The 16,532-nt window shown below is 61.4% G+C and carries 16 protein-coding genes; 6 read left to right on the top strand and 10 right to left on the bottom strand.

Features of this window, described 5'->3' with window-relative positions; genetic code table 11:
• Positions 1–885 carry a type II secretion system F family protein gene (locus tag ACXX83_RS27810; RefSeq protein WP_217837094.1) on the top strand — a complete coding sequence of 295 codons (885 nt, stop codon included), beginning with the start codon at positions 1–3 and terminating at the stop codon, positions 883–885.
• A 2-nt stretch (positions 886–887) separates the two neighbouring features.
• Positions 888–1,778, top strand: coding sequence for a type II secretion system F family protein (locus ACXX83_RS27805; protein WP_126050897.1), 891 nt, complete (start codon positions 888–890; stop codon positions 1,776–1,778).
• On the opposite strand, the gene ACXX83_RS27800 is transcribed toward ACXX83_RS27805, so the two are convergent.
• From ACXX83_RS27800 to ACXX83_RS27790, 3 genes are all read right to left on the bottom strand, one after another.
• Positions 1,775–2,038: a DUF6124 family protein gene (locus ACXX83_RS27800; protein WP_217837092.1), complete on the bottom strand. Its 264-nt coding sequence runs from the start codon at positions 2,036–2,038 to the stop codon at positions 1,775–1,777. The genes ACXX83_RS27805 and ACXX83_RS27800 overlap by 4 nt on opposite strands.
• 1,108 nt (positions 2,039–3,146) lie before the next feature.
• Positions 3,147–3,929, bottom strand: coding sequence for a response regulator transcription factor (locus ACXX83_RS27795; RefSeq protein WP_126049055.1), 783 nt, complete (start codon positions 3,927–3,929; stop codon positions 3,147–3,149).
• A 114-nt stretch (positions 3,930–4,043) separates the two neighbouring features.
• A complete protein-coding gene (locus ACXX83_RS27790) occupies positions 4,044–4,514 on the bottom strand; it encodes a prepilin peptidase (protein ID WP_458550132.1) in 471 nt (156 codons plus the stop codon).
• A gap of 75 nt (positions 4,515–4,589) precedes the next feature.
• Between ACXX83_RS27790 and ACXX83_RS27785 the strand changes: the two genes are divergently transcribed.
• On the top strand, positions 4,590–5,030 hold the full coding sequence (locus tag ACXX83_RS27785) for a TadE/TadG family type IV pilus assembly protein (protein WP_458550131.1): 441 nt from the start codon (positions 4,590–4,592) through the stop codon (positions 5,028–5,030).
• Positions 5,027–7,768: a PAS domain-containing sensor histidine kinase gene (locus ACXX83_RS27780; protein WP_458550130.1), complete on the top strand. Its 2,742-nt coding sequence runs from the start codon at positions 5,027–5,029 to the stop codon at positions 7,766–7,768. Before ACXX83_RS27785 ends, ACXX83_RS27780 begins: the two co-directional genes overlap by 4 nt.
• Here ACXX83_RS27780 and ACXX83_RS27775 read toward each other — a convergent pair.
• The 5 genes from ACXX83_RS27775 to ACXX83_RS27755 all read right to left on the bottom strand — a co-directional run bounded on the left by ACXX83_RS27775 (position 7,765) and on the right by ACXX83_RS27755 (position 12,164).
• Positions 7,765–9,747 carry a pilus assembly protein TadG-related protein gene (locus ACXX83_RS27775; RefSeq protein WP_458550129.1) on the bottom strand — a complete coding sequence of 661 codons (1,983 nt, stop codon included), beginning with the start codon at positions 9,745–9,747 and terminating at the stop codon, positions 7,765–7,767. The genes ACXX83_RS27780 and ACXX83_RS27775 overlap by 4 nt on opposite strands.
• Before the next feature lie 149 nt (positions 9,748–9,896).
• A complete protein-coding gene (locus ACXX83_RS27770; protein WP_458550128.1) occupies positions 9,897–10,460 on the bottom strand; it encodes a DUF4136 domain-containing protein in 564 nt (187 codons plus the stop codon).
• A 37-nt stretch (positions 10,461–10,497) separates the two neighbouring features.
• Positions 10,498–11,100, bottom strand: coding sequence for a DUF4136 domain-containing protein (locus tag ACXX83_RS27765; protein WP_458550127.1), 603 nt, complete (start codon positions 11,098–11,100; stop codon positions 10,498–10,500).
• Positions 11,101–11,112: 12 nt separating this feature from the next.
• Positions 11,113–11,862, bottom strand: coding sequence for a methyltransferase domain-containing protein (locus ACXX83_RS27760; RefSeq protein ID WP_102700479.1), 750 nt, complete (start codon positions 11,860–11,862; stop codon positions 11,113–11,115).
• Positions 11,862–12,164 (bottom strand): MazG-like family protein, encoded by a 303-nt coding sequence (locus tag ACXX83_RS27755; RefSeq protein WP_126049043.1) that lies wholly within the window; start codon positions 12,162–12,164, stop codon positions 11,862–11,864. The genes ACXX83_RS27760 and ACXX83_RS27755 overlap by 1 nt, the downstream gene beginning before the upstream one ends.
• 260 nt (positions 12,165–12,424) lie before the next feature.
• On the opposite strand from ACXX83_RS27755, the gene ACXX83_RS27750 reads away from it, so the two are divergent.
• Complete coding sequence (locus ACXX83_RS27750) at positions 12,425–12,718, top strand: hypothetical protein (RefSeq protein WP_458550126.1); 294 nt, start codon at positions 12,425–12,427, stop codon at positions 12,716–12,718.
• A gap of 176 nt (positions 12,719–12,894) precedes the next feature.
• Positions 12,895–14,244 carry an MATE family efflux transporter gene (locus tag ACXX83_RS27745; RefSeq protein ID WP_015093315.1) on the top strand — a complete coding sequence of 450 codons (1,350 nt, stop codon included), beginning with the start codon at positions 12,895–12,897 and terminating at the stop codon, positions 14,242–14,244.
• Between the two features lie 11 nt (positions 14,245–14,255).
• Here ACXX83_RS27745 and ACXX83_RS27740 read toward each other — a convergent pair whose 3' ends face one another.
• Positions 14,256–15,056 (bottom strand): DUF4123 domain-containing protein, encoded by an 801-nt coding sequence (locus ACXX83_RS27740; protein WP_458550125.1) that lies wholly within the window; start codon positions 15,054–15,056, stop codon positions 14,256–14,258.
• Positions 15,053–16,372 (bottom strand): type VI secretion system Vgr family protein, encoded by a 1,320-nt coding sequence (locus ACXX83_RS27735; RefSeq protein WP_458550124.1) that lies wholly within the window; start codon positions 16,370–16,372, stop codon positions 15,053–15,055. The genes ACXX83_RS27740 and ACXX83_RS27735 overlap by 4 nt, the downstream gene beginning before the upstream one ends.
• Positions 16,373–16,532 lie beyond the last annotated feature (160 nt).

The following is a 16,532-nucleotide window of genomic DNA, read 5'->3' as shown; positions in this document are numbered from 1 at the left end:
ATGCTCAAACCGGCGCTGCTCACCCTCGTTTGCCTGATCTTTCTCGGCCTGGCGCTGCGCCTGTTCTATGACGGCTTACGCCAGACCGGCAACGAACGAATTCTGGGACGCCTGAGCCAGGGGCTACCGCTGCGGGTCGAGCACAAGTCGTCATGGGCGGGCCTTGAGCGGGCGTTCCTGCGCGCAGGACTCGGACGGCCCACCGAACGCCTGGGTCAATGGCTGCTGTTCTGGATGCTCGGCGTGCTGCTGGGGATTGCCCTGGGAGGCTGGATCGGCGCGCTGCTGGTGCTGCTGGTGCCTCCGGTGGCGGTAAGACTGTTCGTCAGCTGGCGTTACCAGCGTCGCCTCAGTCGCATGATCGAACAGCTGCCGATGTTGCTCGACCATGCCGTACGCAGCCTGAAGTCCGGGCGGACCCTGGCCGATGCCGTGCTCGGCGCCATCGATGCGGCCGAAGACCCGTTGAAAAATGCCATGGGCCGGATTCAACGCAATGTGCAACTGGGGGTCAACCTGGCAGACGCCGCTTCGGACTTCGCCGAGCTGTACGAAAAAGACGAACTGCGCCTGTTCGCACTCGGCTTGAAGGTCAACCACCGTTACGGCGGCAATGCCAGTGAGCTGCTGGAAAACCTGATCAAGATGATCCGCGAACGCGAGCAAGCGGCACGCCAGTTGAAGGCCATGACCGGCGAAACCCGCATCACCGCCGTGGTCCTGGCCCTGCTGCCGGTCTCGGTCGCAGGCTATTTTCTACTCACCAATCCGACCTACCTGCTTTCCATGTGGCACGACAGCTCGGGGCAAACCATGCTGGCGAGTGCCTTCGGATTTCAGGTGATCGGCTGCCTGGCGCTTTGGCGCATGTTGCGTAGCCTATGAATATGAAGATGCTCTTGCTGGTGAGCGCGCTGCTGCTTTTCGGGGCTGCACTGTTGTTGCTCAGCGCTTTGCTGGAGCAAAGCCGACGGGCACGCCAGGTGGCCCAGCGACTCGATGGCAAGGCGCCGGGTGATAGCCACCTCACCCAACTGCTGCAAGCCCTGGGCGCCAGCCGCCTGGGGCAACAGTCGGTCAAAATGGACAACGAAACCCAGACCCTGCTCAACCGCCTGGGCTGGCGCAGCGTACGCCAACGCTCACTGTTCGCCGCCTTGCAAGTAGGCGTGCCGGTACTGGCGCTGTCCTTGTGCCTGTTGATCCAGGGGCTGTTCTACCCGAATGTGGAGAACCACTGGATCGCCCCGATGCTAGCCACCTGCATGGGCTATCTGTTGCCCAAGCGCTGGCTGGCCGCCGCTGCACAGCGTCGGCAAAAACAACTGGCCACTGAAACCTCGACCTTCATCGCGCTGCTGCGCACCCTGTTCGAATCGGGCATGGCGGTGGAGCAATCACTGCGTGTACTGAGCCAGGAGGGCAGGCAGTTGCTGCCCGCCCTGACCCATGAACTGCGTCTGATTCTGACCCGCGTCGATTCAGGCCTGGAACTGGGCGAAGAGCTGAACAAGACCACCCGCTTGCTTGCGGTAGACGAGTTCACCGACACCTGCGTGATCCTTCAACAATTGATCCATCAGGGTGGCGGCGCGATGAAATCCCTGCTGGCGCTCAAACAGTTGCTCGACGACCGGCGCCTGACGCGCCTGCAGGAATACATCTCCAAGATGTCCGCCAAAATGTCCGTCGTGATGATGCTGTTTCTCTTCCCGGCGTTATTGATCGTCCTGGCCGGCCCGGGCTTCACAGCCCTGGCCCGATCCTTTGGCCACTAATCCTGCGGATCGAGATTATCCAGCGCCCGATTCACTGCCAGCTCACCCAGCATGATCACCTGCGCAATCCCCAGCATCGTATTGCGCTGCGAGCCCTGCAGAAACCCCGCGAAATCACTCGCCATCACACTCGCCGACGCCAGTGATTCACAGGCGTGGGCCAGCAGGGTTTCGGTGTCGATGTCCGGGGCGATGACGAACATCGTGCTGGGTTTGCGGGGGACAGATTGTTTGGGGGGATTTGGGGTGGGTTTGATCATGGTGAAGCTCCATTCTTGGATTGGAGTTCGCCATCACTGCGACCAAGCAGAAGGGTGGCGAACTGTACGCAGGTTGGTCGACCAGGGAATGGAAACCCGGCAGGGCCTGGGCCCTCCCACGCACGGCTCGCCATTAAGCAAGCACAAAAATGCCGCTCGCGCGGCACTGTGCGCCATTCTAAACCCGGGCGACCAAACCCGATCACTGAATTTGCAGTGACCGACAAAGGCTAGAGATCGCGCTTCCGACGGACAACCTGAAAAGCGTGTCGGAGATTTCCTGGGGATTTGAGGAAAACTACACAGGAATGTGTCGACTGGAAGGACGTCATCGCGGGCAAGCCCGCTCCCACAGGGTCGAGGTATATCCGCCACATTCAGGTCGGCCGGTAGGCCGCCTTCACGAGCAAGCCCGCTCCCACAGGGTCGAGGTACATCCGCCAGATTCAGGTCGGCCGGTAGGCCGCCTTCGCGGGCAAGCCCGCTCCCACAGGGTCGAGGTATATCCGCCAGATTCAGGTCGGCCGGTAGGCCGCCTTCGCGAGCAAGCCCGCTCCCACAGGGTCGAGGTACATCCGCCAGATTCAGGTCGGCCGGTAGGCCGCCTTCGCGGGCAAGCCCGCTCCCACAGTGTCGAGGTACATCCGCCAGATTCAGGTCGGCCGGCAGGCCGCCTTCGCGAGCAGGCTCGCTCCCACGGAAGAGCAAAAGCAGAGCAGCCCACACCGCGCCGCGTCTCACCACTCATCAGGCCGAGCGTTAGCTCGCCTGCAGCTCTTGATCTTGATCCACCCGCCCCCTCGGCAGGCTGAGCGCAGGTGTTTATCCGGGGATGGGCGCGCAGCGCCGTTCGACGCAGTCGAACTCATTGCATGTAGGTCAAAGCGAAGCCGACCGGAGGGCAATGCCCCCGGATGAATACCGGAGCGAAGGAACCCCGAGCCTCAGCGAGGGGCCGTACGTAAGGGGCGAGACCTTTTGGTTACTTTTGGGGCGTTTGCCAAAAGTGACCCGCTGTAAAAGCGGAACCGTAAGCCGCCGTTACCGCAGGAATGGATATGTACTCAACTCAAACCACCAGCATGGTCGGCCCAGAGGCCGCCAAGCCTCAGTGCGCCGTAACCCGCTGCCGCCCCCCGGAACCATTGGGCGACAAAGCCAACGCCAACTGCGTCCGATTATGCATATGCGTCAACCGCAAAACCTGCGACACATACAACTTCACCGTGTTCTCGGTAATCCCCAGCTCACAGGCAATCTGATAATTGGTCTGCCCCTTGCCCACCAACCGCGCCACTTCCAGTTGCCGCGGAGACAGCTGATTGAAAATCGCCGGAACCTCCACCGCATCAGTATCAGCAACACCCCGGCCACCCGCGTCTGCCGCCTGCGGCCCGCGCCGAACCTTGTCCAGGTCCTGGTACAGATCATCGATCGACTCGGACAAATACTGCAGCTTCTGGTTCAAATGCCCCAACTGCAGGTTCTTGTGCCTCTCCTGCAAGGCCACTTCCTGGCGCTGCAAACCTTCGAACAACTCATTCAGATCGATCGGTTTCTGGTAATAGTCGGACACGCCAGCGCGCAAGGCCTTGATCACGTCCTGCTTGTCGGCACACCCGGTGAGCATGATTGCCTCGAACGCCCGGTGCTTGCCTGACAATCGTTGCAGCTCCTGCATCAGCTCGATGCCGTCCATGCCCGGCATGTGAAAGTCCAGCAACACCAGGCCGATATCGAGGTCTTCGCTGAAACGCTTGATCGCCTGATAGCCCGATTCGCAGGGAACACAGCGGTAACCTTTGCCTTCCAGAAATTCGCAAAGCTCTTCAACGATCAATGGCGCATCGTCGACCACAAGGACTTTTACTGCCGAAGTAAACTTGCTCACGAGCAACTCCCTGTCAGGTCAAAGGTTGACCCGTCCCCCACCGACAGCCAGCGGCTGTACAACTTCTGTCTGAAAAGTAGACGTACTTTCCGGCTCTGTACACAAAAGGGTCGACTAGTGGAACCAGGCCAATGTCAGCATCAGCCCCGCCAGTACGAAGGGTGCAAATGGCTGCTTTTTTGACATTTCGGGCGCCATATAAAAAAGATGGGTTCTAAGCCATTGACTCATATGAAGCCAGACTCTTGGCGCCAGCAGCAGCCAGAAAACGCTGGCCAATCCGGCGCCAATAAACGTGCCGAGCACGTGCATACCGTCCGTCGCAAGACCCAGGGCGGCCATGAGCTTCACGTCCCCGCCGCCCATTCGCTTCATGGCGTAGCCCGGTAGTGTGAAGCCCACGGCCAACAAAAAAGCCCAGCCGCCCTGTTGCGCTTCGGCCCCCAGCCAGGTCGTGCCGTTCCACAACAACCACGCCAGGGCCAGGGCGCCGGCGCCCAGGGTCAGTCCATTGGCGATGTGGCGTTGCCGGGCATCCTGTGCGGCGCAAAGCGCCAGCCAGATCAATAGGACAAAGCTCTGCATTCGGTAAAAAACGTCCGTTTTGGCTGAATGATTCTATGCTGACATTACTCAGTGTTGGTCAGGGTAGACGCACTCATGAAAGCCAGCCTCCCCCACAAACAAAAAGGCGCCGCCGCGATTGAATTCGCCCTGGTGTTCATCATTTTTTTTGGCGTGTTCTACGGCATCGTCAGCTATAGCCTGCCGCTGCTGTTGATGCAGTCATTCAACCAGTCGACCGCCGAAGCCGTGCGCCGCAGCGTGGCGCTGGACCCGGCCACCCCCGGTTACAGCGCCGCGCTGATCGCCCGCGCCACGACGGAGCTGACCACGCAAACGGCCTGGATTTCACCGGCCCTGAATTTCAATGTCGCCACCGACGCCAACATCACTTACGTGGGTGGGTTGCTGACAGTCCGCATCAGTTACCCCACCAATAAAATCAGCGCCGTCATTCCGTTCCTGAACCTGCCCGGCATCGGTCGGGTACCCAATCTGCCGGCGACCCTAACGGCCAGTGCGAGCCTGCAATTTTGAGTGCCGGGGATAAATTGTTCGGGCGCCTGCTCCACCGCCACCCGCCGCCCCCACCGGAGCCGCCGGAAGCACTGCGGGTGCACAGTTTCGGATTGCAGATGCAGCTCAATGCCGATGGGCGTGTCGTTCAATTGAGCGGTCCGCTGCGGCACTTGCTGGCCCAGCATCCCCCCGGCGCACAGGAACCACACCTGCTCGACTTCCTGTTGCCCCACAGCGGCCTCGTCATCGAAGGCGCGCCGGCGCACTGGCAGGGACAAACCCTGGACCTGGACTTCTACAGTCTCAATGGTCCGCCCTTGCATTTGCGCGGTTGGGTGCAACCCTTGGCCGACGCCTGGCTGTTGCAGATGCTCGACATCGGCGACTTGTTGCTCGAGCGCCGGCAATCGCGCAATCGTGAGCAATGCCAGGTGCTGGCGCTGCAAATCGCCGAACAGTTGCGCCTGTGCAGCCTGACACGCCTGCCCGAGGTGCTGGGCGAACAACTGCAAAGCCTGGCCCAGCGCTTTCAGATCCCCTGCATTGCCCTGGCCTTGCTCGATGAGCAGGAGCAGGGTTGGCAGATTCACCAGCACTACACGGCTTTCGATGCACCGCAGCTATGGCAAAACGACCAGCGCCTGGGCACGGGGCTGGACAGTTTGAGCGGCTCGGCACCCCAGTACCTGATCCCGCGCGAACACCCGCGCCTGCAAGGCACGTTCGGCAATACCGATGGCTTCGCCGTGCCCTACCACGATGCGCAAGGGGTGGTCGCCTGGTTGCTGTGCGGTTTCTACACGCCGCAACAACGCGCCCCCGATGTCACCGAACGCGACTGGCTGCAAATCACCGCCGCGCTCGCCAGCCCCTTGCTCGAACGCCTGCGCGAGCACCGGCATCACCTGCAACTGGAACGCCTGGAATCGCTGCAAGCGTTGCTGGGCACAGGCTGGTGGGAAGTTTTCAGCGACAGCGAAGAAGTACAGTTGGCACCTTCGCTGGCGACGACCCTGAACCTTGGAACGTCGCGTTTATCCGTACAAGACTGGCTCGACCAGGTGTATCCCGCCGACCGCGAAGAGCTGCGCATCCGTCTGCAGGACTTGCAGGTGTCGGGCATGCCGCTGCTGTTGTGCGTGCGCCTGTATCGTCCCGACGATGCACTCGAACCCGTCTGGTATCGCCTGCAAGGCCAGGCACTGGGCGTGGGCAAAAACCGTCGGCTGGTGGGTTTCATGCACGACATCAGCGACATCAAGAATCAGCAGCAGAGCGCCGCCGCCGCCCATGCACGCCTGGACAATCTGATCGCCAGTTCACCGGCGGTGATTTATGTACAGCGCTATGAAGAAGGCGCACTGCGACCGGTGTTCTTCAGCGACAGCCTGCTCCCGTTGCTCGGCTGGACCCTGGCCGACTGCGCACCCGGGGCACTGGTGGAGCGGGTGCACCCCGACGACCGCCTGCAGTATTTCGAGCGCACGCGGCGGCTGCTGCGTGAAGGCTCGGTGCGCGCCCGCTATCGGTTGCGCGACAGTCAGGGTGACTATCACTGGCTGCTCGATGAAGCGAAGTTGTTGCGCGACGACCTCGGCTTGCCGGTGGAGGCCGTGGGCTTGTGGCTGGACGTCACCGAAGCGACCCTGGCTGCCGAGCAGGTCCGGCAGAGTGAAGAACGCTACCGGATTCTGGTGGAAGACTCGCCGGCGATGATCTGCCGCTACCAGCCGGACCTGACCCTGACCTTCGGCAATCGCCCGCTGGCCACCTATCTGGAATTGGCGCCCGAGCAATTGCCGGGGGTGAATCTGGGCAACTGGATGTCCGGGGAACAGCGCGAGGCATTCACCCGGCGGCTGAACCAGTTGAGCCCGGAGTTTCCGGTCAGCACCGCCGAGATCAACCTGCAACTGCCCGGCCGCGAACACGCCTGGTGGGTCTGGTCCGATCGCGGGGTATTCGACGAACAGGGCCGCTTGCTCGAGGTCCAGGCCGTGGGGCGCGACAACACCGAGGTACGACGCTCGCAGCAGCAGCTCACACAAAGCGCGAAAATGGCCACCCTCGGCGAAATGGCCACCGGCCTGGCCCATGAGATCAACCAGCCGTTGAACGTAATGCGCATGGCCATCGTCAATGTCCTCAAGCGCCTCAACAACGGCGACGTACAGGTCGATTACCTGATCGACAAGCTCACCCGTATCGACAGCCAGGTGCAACGCGCCGCGCGGGTGGTGGACCACATGCGGGTGTTCGGCCGCCGCTCGGAAATCGAGCAGCAACCGTTCAACCCGGCCCAGGCCATCGAAGGCACGCTGGCGCTGTTGTCCGAAGGGATGCGCGGCAAAGGTGTTGACCTGCGCATCAGCGAGACCGGTTTTGATGTGCTGGTGCGCGGCTACGTCGATCAGCTTGAGCAGGTGCTGATCAACCTGATGGTCAACGCCCGGGATGCATTGCTCGGCAAGCGCCAGGCCAACCCCGATTTCAAACCGTGGATTTCGGTGTACGCCGAACGGGATACACACGCGGTACGCCTGTGGGTCGAGGACAACGGCGGCGGTATCGACCCGCGTTTGCTGGAGCGGATTTTCGAGCCGTTCTTCACCACCAAACCGGTGGGTGTCGGCACCGGCCTGGGACTCTCGGTGAGCTACGGCATCGTCGAGAACATGGGTGGAAAACTGAGCGTGCAAAACGCCACCGAGGGTGCGCGTTTCTGCATTGAACTGCCGATAGTGAATCCGGATTAGTTCACCAGCGTCGCTCGACCCGAGTGACAACTGAGGTTGGCACCCACCTCGACTTTGTTCAGGTCGATCCCCAGGCTCGCCAGCAACGTATTGATCAGCGTATCCAGTAACGGACTGAGTACCGTATTGATCGCATTGACCAACGCAGTCGTGACCTCACTCAAAATACTGCCCAGGCCACCGACGATACTGCCCGACGGCCCGTACATGTTCACGCCAAGGTCGCTCACGGTAGTGCTCAGACTGTTGACGATGTTGGTCGTGGTGTAGGCGTAGTAAAACGGCGGCTGATTGATCTCCGGCAAGTTGATGGCCGCCGGCGCGGAATAGACGTGAGGCATGTTGGCATTCTGGGCAACCGCGGTGTTGACCATGATATCGACGCTACCGCCAACGCCAGGCTGATGGTTGTAACAGGTTGGCGGCAAGATCAGCAGCCGCTGGCAGGTCTTCACGCCGATATCGATGACCTTCAAGGGATTGACGTTGTTGCTGGGTGGAACAGTGGGCGAGCCAAACACATCGGCAGGGTTGATCTGCCCGATCTTCAATCCGATCAGTGTGGTGGTGGTGTTGGTCGTCAGGCTTTTGTTCGTCGCACTCACACAACTGTAAGCCGTGACATGACTCCAGCCACCGGCCGCCTCCAGCGCCACGTCGATGCGTATCGGAGATGGCAAGAGCTTGATGTCCGGCGTGTCGCACGGCACGAGCAACGCACAGGTCAATGAGTTGACGACGCCCACCAGGTCCAGATCAAACAATGCGTTCAACGTGTTGGCCAGGGGTGCAGCGAGATCGATGACAGCGTTGACCAGAGGCGTGATGGCGTCCAGCACGGGCAGGTTGATCGATAACAATGTCTTGACCTGAGCCGTGCGTACATAGATGCGGTTGGGGCCCAGAGGGGCCAATGCCGCGTTTTTCGGATTGCCGATGGCCGACAATTGCGGCGGCTCCATCACCTGCACCCGTGCAGTGATCTGCGCCAGGCCCGCGAGGTTGATCGGCAAAGTCGCGACCAAGGCGTTCTTCTTGTTGGCCAGTTGCACAAAGCCTTCAATCAGATCGAAGGCTTTGAGATTCACGGCAAGGGTCGAGATGTCGGTGCCACTTTCAACATGCAACATATTACCCAGCACAACGGACGTCGTACCCGCTGCCACCTTCAACGCTTGCAAGCCGACAATGGCTTCGGATGCTGCAAGTGTGCCGTTGGTGCCCAGTACGTTGATAGCGGTCTGGATCAACTGGCTGACATTGACCGTGCTACCCAGTACCTGATCGTAGCCGCCAGCAGTCAGGCCGAGGTCAATTTTCAACCGATTGAGGTAGCCGAGCAGGCTGATGTCGGTATTGACCAAACCGTTCCAGCCCGCTGCACTGATACTGACATTGCCTCCCAGCAATCCCCCGAACAGCAGACTGGTAATGGCCGCCTTGCTGTCATCGAAAGTCAGGGTCGCACTGCGGATCGTCAATGAAGCCACTGGGGGCGGCAGCGCAGCGACCGCCGTAGCGCTCAGCGTCAACGTCGAGCCCGCCGGTGCACCGCCGGCCAGCGCGCCGATACCACCGGCAATGCTCTGTTGCACGACATGGCTGGCGATAACCCGGATAGCTTCGCTTTTGCTTGGGTCTGCACCGAATACCCGAAGGTTGTTGGCATCCAGGGTCAGCGTGCCACACGCCACCGCCAATGCTCGTCCAGTGGAGGGAATGGCGAAACCATTTCGTTGCGCGCTGGCCGTGGCATAGGTGTTCGCGGTTGAGCCGGAGGAACAGTCTCCTCCCCTTGTGGCGGCCTCAAGGGCGGCCATGTCAGCCACGCGCTGCAAACTGCGTTTTTCCAGGTACAGCCTGCCGGTATCGACCACCAACAACATGAATGCCAAAGCCAAAGTCAGGGTCAAAGCGGCCATCAAGCCGATCGCCCCCCGTTGCCGGGCCGGGCCGCGAAACTGCAGGCGGGGAGACATGGCGCACTCCTTTGCCGGCGCACTGCCGGGCGCAACCTCCGTTGGTGAAAAGCAGTGTAGACAAGGGTGGCCGAGACTGCTGGCAACTCGCCAGCGCAGGCAACAAAAAACCCCTGTGAGGCACAGGGGCCTTTATGAGCTGGCTGATTCTAGGAGGCGTGCGGTGGATAGTTGGCCAATATCCGCGTGACCGTTTCCCAGATGGCATCGCGTCGATCCGAAGGGTTCGGCGTGCGGCTGAGTATCTGTTCGTCACTGCCACGCCACACCAGTTTGCCGTCCTTGCCATCGAGCAGGTCGATCTGGATGGTCGCTACCTTGTAGCTGACATTGCGGGTTTCGTTATACATGGGCGCGCCATAGTAGCCATACCACGGGTACCCCCACCCGCCGCCGTAGTTGGTGGTCACCTGCTGTTGCCGCTCTTCGACAATCAGGTAGGTCTGCACATTCAAGTCACCCTTGGCACCTGCGGCGGCTGGGCGCAAACCGCGCTGGTCCAGTTGATCGGCAACCGCCTGACGGATGCGCTGGTCGGTCAGGTCGCTCTTGATCCGTGGATCATCGGGACGATATTGCACGGCGGGTTCTTTCCACGCCCAGCTGCGATAGGCAGCAAAGTCGCGGCTGGCGTCAAAATCATGATTGACCTGGTTGGCGGCGCAGGCACTGAGCAGCGCGACCATGGCCAGTAGAATGAAACGGCGGAACATGATGGTTCTCCTGCGAAATGCTTCTTATCTACAGAAGCTAACTGGGAGGATACGCCGACATCGCCTTTTCCACAGCCTCCCGTATGGCATCGGCGCGCTCGCTTTCGCTGCCCCGGTTGCCGGTTTCAGCGCTGGAACTCCATATCGGCTGACCGCTTTTGGCGTCATACATATCCACCTGAACCACCACGACCTGTTCCGAATAGGTGCGCACGACTGGCACGCTGCCGTACATGCCGTATCCCGGACCGTAGCCACCGTAACCGCCGTAGTAACCGTAATCGTCCTGAACCTGGCGCAAGCGGGTTTCCATCCGCAGGTCTGCGCTGACAAACAGGTCCGCTGGACGATTGTCGTGCAACGGGCGCAGGCCGCGCTGGTCCAGCGCATTGCTGACCGCTTCGGCAATCTGTGCGGAATCAGCCCAGGCCGTGCCCGGTGGCAGGTGCCCGTCGAGCCAGGCCCAACTGCGATAGCGTCCATAGTCACGGGGTGGTGCCGGATAAGCGCTGCGGTCGAAGGTCTTGGCGGCCTGTGGTGGCGCCGGAGGCAAAGGGTTGGACGTGGCGACATAAGGGTTGCTGCCCTGACAGGCCGCCAGCCCCAGGCAGAACAGCAGTACACCTGAATGACTTTTCATTGCGTGCTCCGATCACACAGGCCGACAGATCCAGTGCAAGTAACGCCCAAGTCCGGCATAGGCAGGATGGCGGCGGTGGGCCAGTTCCATTTCCAGCAGGTCCACCAGCTCAGCGCGAGCCTGGAATTCCACCGGCATGTAATCGTGAAAAACCCGCACGCCACTCTGGGTTTCGACCCGCCATAGCCCCTCAAGTTGCGCCGCCAGCTCCCGCGGATCAAGGGGCTGCTGCGGGGTCAGGCTCTGCTTTTCACCGGCCATGTCGTTCTTGCGCATCTTGCGGAAATGGCCCTTGAGCAAGTTGCGGTAAATCAGCGCATCGCGGTTGTAGAACGCCAGGGACAGCCAGCCGTCCGCCTTGGTCAGTTGATGCAACACCGGCAGGATGGCGTGGGGTTCGGCCAGCCATTCCAGCACGGCGTGGCACAGCACCAGGTCGTAGGGTTCGGTAAGCTGCCCGAGCAGTTCCTGCCAGGGTGCCTGTATGAAGGTGGCGCTCTGCCCGGCTTCGGCAAAACGTTGGCGGGCGCCTTCGAGCATCGGTTCGGCAGGTTCGGCGAGGGTCACCTGATGGCCACGCTGGGCCAGCCACAACGACATATGGCCAAGGCCTGCGCCGATGTCCAGCACGCGCAGCGGGCGGTCGGGCAAGGTTTCGGCCAGATCGGCCTGCAACACCGCCAGACGGATCGCACCCTTGGCACCGCCGTAGATTTTTTCGGCGAAACGGGTCGCCAGTTGATCGAAATGACGGTCGCTCATCAGCTGAACCTCCGCTCGCTGTCCGCCAGTTTGCTGCGCACCACGGCCTCCATGTCCAGGCCCAGCTCGCTGCACAACAGCAACAGATAAAGCACGATGTCACCGACTTCCTGCCCGGCATGGGCGAGTTTGTCCGCCGGCAACTGGCGTGACTGGTCTTCGCTCAGCCACTGGAAAATCTCCACCAGCTCGGACATTTCCACGCTCGCGGCCATGGCCAGGTTTTTCGGGCTGTGAAATTGCCGCCAGTCATTGCGGTCACGGATGGCGTGCAGGCGTTCGGTCAGTTCAACAAGGTTCATCGGGTTCTCCTGAAGGCGTATAGCTTCGGGGGGATGACGAGTGAAGGCAAGTGACAAAGATTGAGCGGTTGGCATTGTTTTTTTGTGGGAGCGGGCTTGCTCGCGAATGCGGTTGTCCAGTTAATAATGATTCGACTGACACGCCGCCTTCGCGAGCAAGCCCGCTCCCACAGTTGCGGTGCAACGCTCTATGCTTGTGGGAACTCGGCGCATGATCGACAGCCCAAGGCTCAATTCTCTTTGATCAGGACGTTCACTCAATGCAGGTAGAAGATTTTTCCGAATGGCTCGGCCAGGTACTCGGCTCGATCATCCGCTTCATCGTTGATGGCCTCAGTGGGCTGTTCAATCTGTTGAGCAACGCCAGCAGCAATTTTATCGAAGGCTTGTCCCAGGCGCTGGGCATGGAGACTTCGGTCATCAGCATCGTGACCTTGATCCTCGGGCTGATCCTGCTGTGGACGGCGATCCGCGCCTTTCTCAATGCGTCGTTCATCATGGGGATCATCTGGTTGATGCTGGGGCTTTGGCTGCTCAGCTGGATCATCCACTGACCCCACCGAACACTGTGGGAGCGGGCTTGCTCGCGAAGAGGGAGTGTCAGTCGAATCAATATTGACTGGACGACCGCTTTCGCGAGCAAGTCGGATCGCCGCACCGCCGCTCCCACAATTGAACACGGCATGCTCTGAATGTGCCGCTACAATGCCCGCTCCCCCAAGGAGCCTGCATGTCCGACCTGACCGCCGACTGGCGCGACCGCCCTACCCATCGCCGGGTCTGGGCACTTGCCGCGCCGATGATTCTTTCGAACATTTCCGTACCGCTGGTGGCACTGGTCGACAGCACCGTCATCGGTCACCTGCCCCACGCCCACCAACTCGGCGCCGTCGCGGTCGGGGCCAGTCTGTATACCTTCCTTGCCTGGGCCATGGGTTTTCTGCGCATGGGCTCCACCGGGTTCGCCGCCCAGGCGGCCGGGCGCGGGGATGGCGCGGCCTTGCGGCAGATTCTGTTGCAAGGCCTGTTGCTCGCCTTCGGCCTGGCCCTGGTCCTGGGTGCTGTGGGCGTACCGTTGAGCACAGTGGCGCTGCACTTCATGCAACCGTCGGCGGAGCTCGATCAGCTGACCCGCGAGTTTTTCCACACCCGCCTGTTCGGACTGCCCGCGGCGCTGGCCAGTTATGCACTGGTCGGCTGGTTTCTCGGCACCCAGAATGCCCGGGCACCGCTGGCGATTTTGCTGAGTACCAACCTGGTCAATATCGCCCTGAACCTGTGGTTCGTCCTCGGCCTCGAATGGGGCGTGGTCGGTGCCGCCCGAGCCTCGGTGATTGCCGAATGGACGGGGGCGCTGATCGGCTTGCTGATGACCCGCAAGGCCCTGCGCGCCTATCCCGGGCATATCGTCTGGGCGGCATTGGCGCTGTGGCAGAGTTGGCGGCCATTGCTGGCGGTCAACCGCGACATCTTCATCCGCAGCCTGGCGCTGCAATCGGTGTTTTTCCTGATCACGGTGCAGGGCACGCGGCTGGGCGACGCCACGGTCGCGGCCAATGCCCTGCTGCTCAACGGTTTGCTGCTGACCGCCCACGCCCTCGATGGCCTGGCCCACGCCGTGGAAGCGTTGTGCGGGCATGCCCTCGGTGCCCGCGACCGCGATGCCCTGCGTCGTTCATTGGTGGTGGCGGGCGGCTGGTCGTTGTTGGCGAGCCTGGGCTTTGCCGCGCTGTTTCTGTTCGTCGGGCATTTGTTCATCGAGATGCAGACCGACATTCAAAGTGTGCGCGACACCGCGTTCATCTACCTGCCCTACCTCGCCGTATTGCCGCTGATTGCCGTCTGGAGCTACCTGCTCGACGGCCTTTTCATCGGCGCCACCCGCGCCAGGGAAATGCGCAACGGCATGCTGCTGACCGTGGTGCTGGTGCTGCCTTTCGGCTGGGCACTGCAAGGCTGGGGCAACCATGGCCTGTGGATAACCTTTTTGCTGTTCATGCTGCTGCGCAGCCTGACCCTCGGCGTGATCGCCTGGCGCCTGCGCCGTCACGATGGCTGGTTTGCCGGCAGCACTCACTGAGCGGGTCGAGCTCATGGCCAGGGTCGGTCGTTCTGCCACCGGTGGCGCAGGCTGTCGAGGCGCTCCTGCTGAGTCCTGCCCGGCAATGGCTGCACGGGCACGGCGTCGGGATACTGCAAACGTAGCCATATCCAGCCATCAAGCACCGGGCGCTCGCTGAAACCCAGCGCCAGCCCTTCCTGCACATGGGCCCACAGGCGGGAGAAATCGGCCCCGGTGGATCGGTTCCAGCGCCAGGCATGTTGTTCGAGCAGGCAGGTTTGCAGTTTTCCCTGTTGCCCGGCACTGAGGCTCTCCTCGACGGCCAACGGGCTGACCGCCAGCCCGGGGTTGGACAAGCGCTGCCAACCCTCGCATCCCGTCGCGCGATCTGCCCAACTGCCGCCGAACCAACGCAACTGCTGGATGGGCCCTAGCCAGCGACTTAGTTCAGCGGCATCGCAAGCATCGAAAAAATAGCTGGCCGTGATCGGGTTGTAGTAGTTCAAAAGGGCCCGGTGCAAGCCAAGCGTAACCGTGAGCATGCGCCGTAAATGCGCCAGCAACGACGCAGCGCCGGCCTCGCTGACCATCAGCAATCCGGGCCAGCGTTGGCCGTCGACAATGCACAGATCGGCCAGTGCCGGGCAGGTGCGCAGATCGACCAGGACCGGCCCCTGCTCTCGCAGCGCATGCCACTCCGTCCCTTCGAACAACCCATACCACCGGGCTTGTGCAAACATCTGCCGAAGCGTGACACCCGCCTGCGGCGTGCCCGGCACATCCAGCAACAACCACTGCGGGGGCGCCTCGGTCGTGCGTGTGACGATCATGCTCCAGAGCTCTGGCCAAGCTGCGTCGCCAGACGACAGGTGCACAACGCCTGTGCGCAATGATTGAAACTGCCACCGCCGGGCAGCAGGCACAGCATCAGCAGCGGTTCTGCCGAGTGCAACCATTGCTCCAGGCCCTCATCAGGGGTACAGATGACCTGGGGAGTGTCCGCGCTCATCTCCTCGATCGTTGCCGGCGCATGCAACACCCCGGTTATCTGCGGCTGATCGGGATCACCTTCGACAAAACTCACGACCAGCTCGGTTCCTTCGCGCAATGGCGAGTACGTCTCGGCCTGCAACGGCCCGGCCAATGGCAGCCAACAGTGACTGGGCGCTGCCCCTTCGCCCTGGTAAAGCCAGTCGAATTGCACCGGTACCGGCCTTGCCGGGTCGGGGCCTTGCTCATCGACCTCGACGACCCACGCCCGCTGCAGGCTGTGCATCTGAGGTTTGCTCGTTGCGCAGGGCGGCTCGAAGCGGGCCGGCCATTGCAGGGCGCGGGCCTGGTTGTAGTACGGCGTCGCCGTATCCTGGCTGCCCCAATGTTCAACGTGGGTCACCAGCCAGAGCCGATTGCAATCGGCAACCGGATGACCGGACAGCGGCATCACCCGACCGCTGCGCAAAGTCGCCAGGTCTGTCCGGCATTCGAGACATTGCGCCGCTGTCGCAGCGCTACGCTGGCGTTCGAGCTGCCGCACTGCCGGCCGATCACCCTCACTGCGCATTACCTCAGGCTCACCGGTTCGAAAATGTTGCTGATCGTCGCTGAACACCACGCAGCCCCCCCCGACCCGGTTTTCGAAGTGGTAATGCAGGCCTTCCTGGGCGCAAAGTCGCTGGAGAAACTGCAGGTCCGACTCTCGATATTGCGTGCAGAAATCCCGGGGCGGGTGGTCGCCGCTCAGCGCCAGGCGCCGATCTTTACCGGTAATGCCGTGCTCCTTGAGCACCTGATCGAGGATTTGCGGCACCGAACGGGCACTGAAGATTCGTTGGCTGAAGCGCTGGGCCAGACAAGCCAGTCCTGGTCCCAGGCGCACCTGGCAGAGTCGGGGCCCCGAGGCATGATCACGCTGGACGAGTTCATGCAATTGTCCATGCACATGGTTTCCGGCTGGCCCGAAATGCAAGGAGGCCGGACGGTACAGCAAACTGGCAAGGTCAAGCACCGGGTCATCGATCAGCAGCTCCAGGTCGAACACGAACGGCTCGCTGATGGCTTCTCTACCGGTAAAGGCCAGGACCTCAAGGGAGTCGGGCAAACCTGCAACATCCAGACGAAATAACGGTTCGCTGACTGGATTGAACATCGGCGTTTCTCTACGGGAGGGGCGGCCGGGGATTCTCGCTGAGAGACATGGCCGAGTAGAGTGCCGAAATACAACTTAGGAAATAACCTACGCGAAAAGAAGACCAAATGCGCTAAGTAGTCGAAACGCAGGTAATTTCCCATGGAATCGGAGAATTGTC

This window comes from Pseudomonas sp. GNP012, assembly GCF_054343835.1.
This window is presented reverse-complemented; position numbering and strand designations above follow the sequence as displayed.

Excerpts from the sequence above, each read along its gene's own strand:
- ACXX83_RS27770 (WP_458550128.1), bottom strand. The coding sequence starts at position 10,460 with ATGTTCCGCCGTTTCATTCTACTGGCCATGGTCGCGCTGCTCAGTGCC.
- ACXX83_RS27765 (WP_458550127.1), bottom strand. The coding sequence starts at position 11,100 with ATGAAAAGTCATTCAGGTGTACTGCTGTTCTGCCTGGGGCTGGCGGCC.
- ACXX83_RS27810 (WP_217837094.1), top strand. The coding sequence starts at position 1 with ATGCTCAAACCGGCGCTGCTCACCCTCGTTTGCCTGATCTTTCTCGGC.
- ACXX83_RS27735 (WP_458550124.1), bottom strand. The coding sequence starts at position 16,372 with ATGTTCAATCCAGTCAGCGAACCGTTATTTCGTCTGGATGTTGCAGGT.
- ACXX83_RS27800 (WP_217837092.1), bottom strand. The coding sequence starts at position 2,038 with ATGATCAAACCCACCCCAAATCCCCCCAAACAATCTGTCCCCCGCAAA.
- ACXX83_RS27805 (WP_126050897.1), top strand. The coding sequence starts at position 888 with ATGAAGATGCTCTTGCTGGTGAGCGCGCTGCTGCTTTTCGGGGCTGCA.
- ACXX83_RS27790 (WP_458550132.1), bottom strand. The coding sequence starts at position 4,514 with ATGCAGAGCTTTGTCCTATTGATCTGGCTGGCGCTTTGCGCCGCACAG.
- ACXX83_RS27775 (WP_458550129.1), bottom strand. The coding sequence starts at position 9,747 with ATGTCTCCCCGCCTGCAGTTTCGCGGCCCGGCCCGGCAACGGGGGGCG.
- ACXX83_RS27745 (WP_015093315.1), top strand. The coding sequence starts at position 12,895 with ATGTCCGACCTGACCGCCGACTGGCGCGACCGCCCTACCCATCGCCGG.
- ACXX83_RS27760 (WP_102700479.1), bottom strand. The coding sequence starts at position 11,862 with ATGAGCGACCGTCATTTCGATCAACTGGCGACCCGTTTCGCCGAAAAA.
- ACXX83_RS27785 (WP_458550131.1), top strand. The coding sequence starts at position 4,590 with ATGAAAGCCAGCCTCCCCCACAAACAAAAAGGCGCCGCCGCGATTGAA.
- ACXX83_RS27750 (WP_458550126.1), top strand. The coding sequence starts at position 12,425 with ATGCAGGTAGAAGATTTTTCCGAATGGCTCGGCCAGGTACTCGGCTCG.
- ACXX83_RS27755 (WP_126049043.1), bottom strand. The coding sequence starts at position 12,164 with ATGAACCTTGTTGAACTGACCGAACGCCTGCACGCCATCCGTGACCGC.
- ACXX83_RS27740 (WP_458550125.1), bottom strand. The coding sequence starts at position 15,056 with ATGATCGTCACACGCACGACCGAGGCGCCCCCGCAGTGGTTGTTGCTG.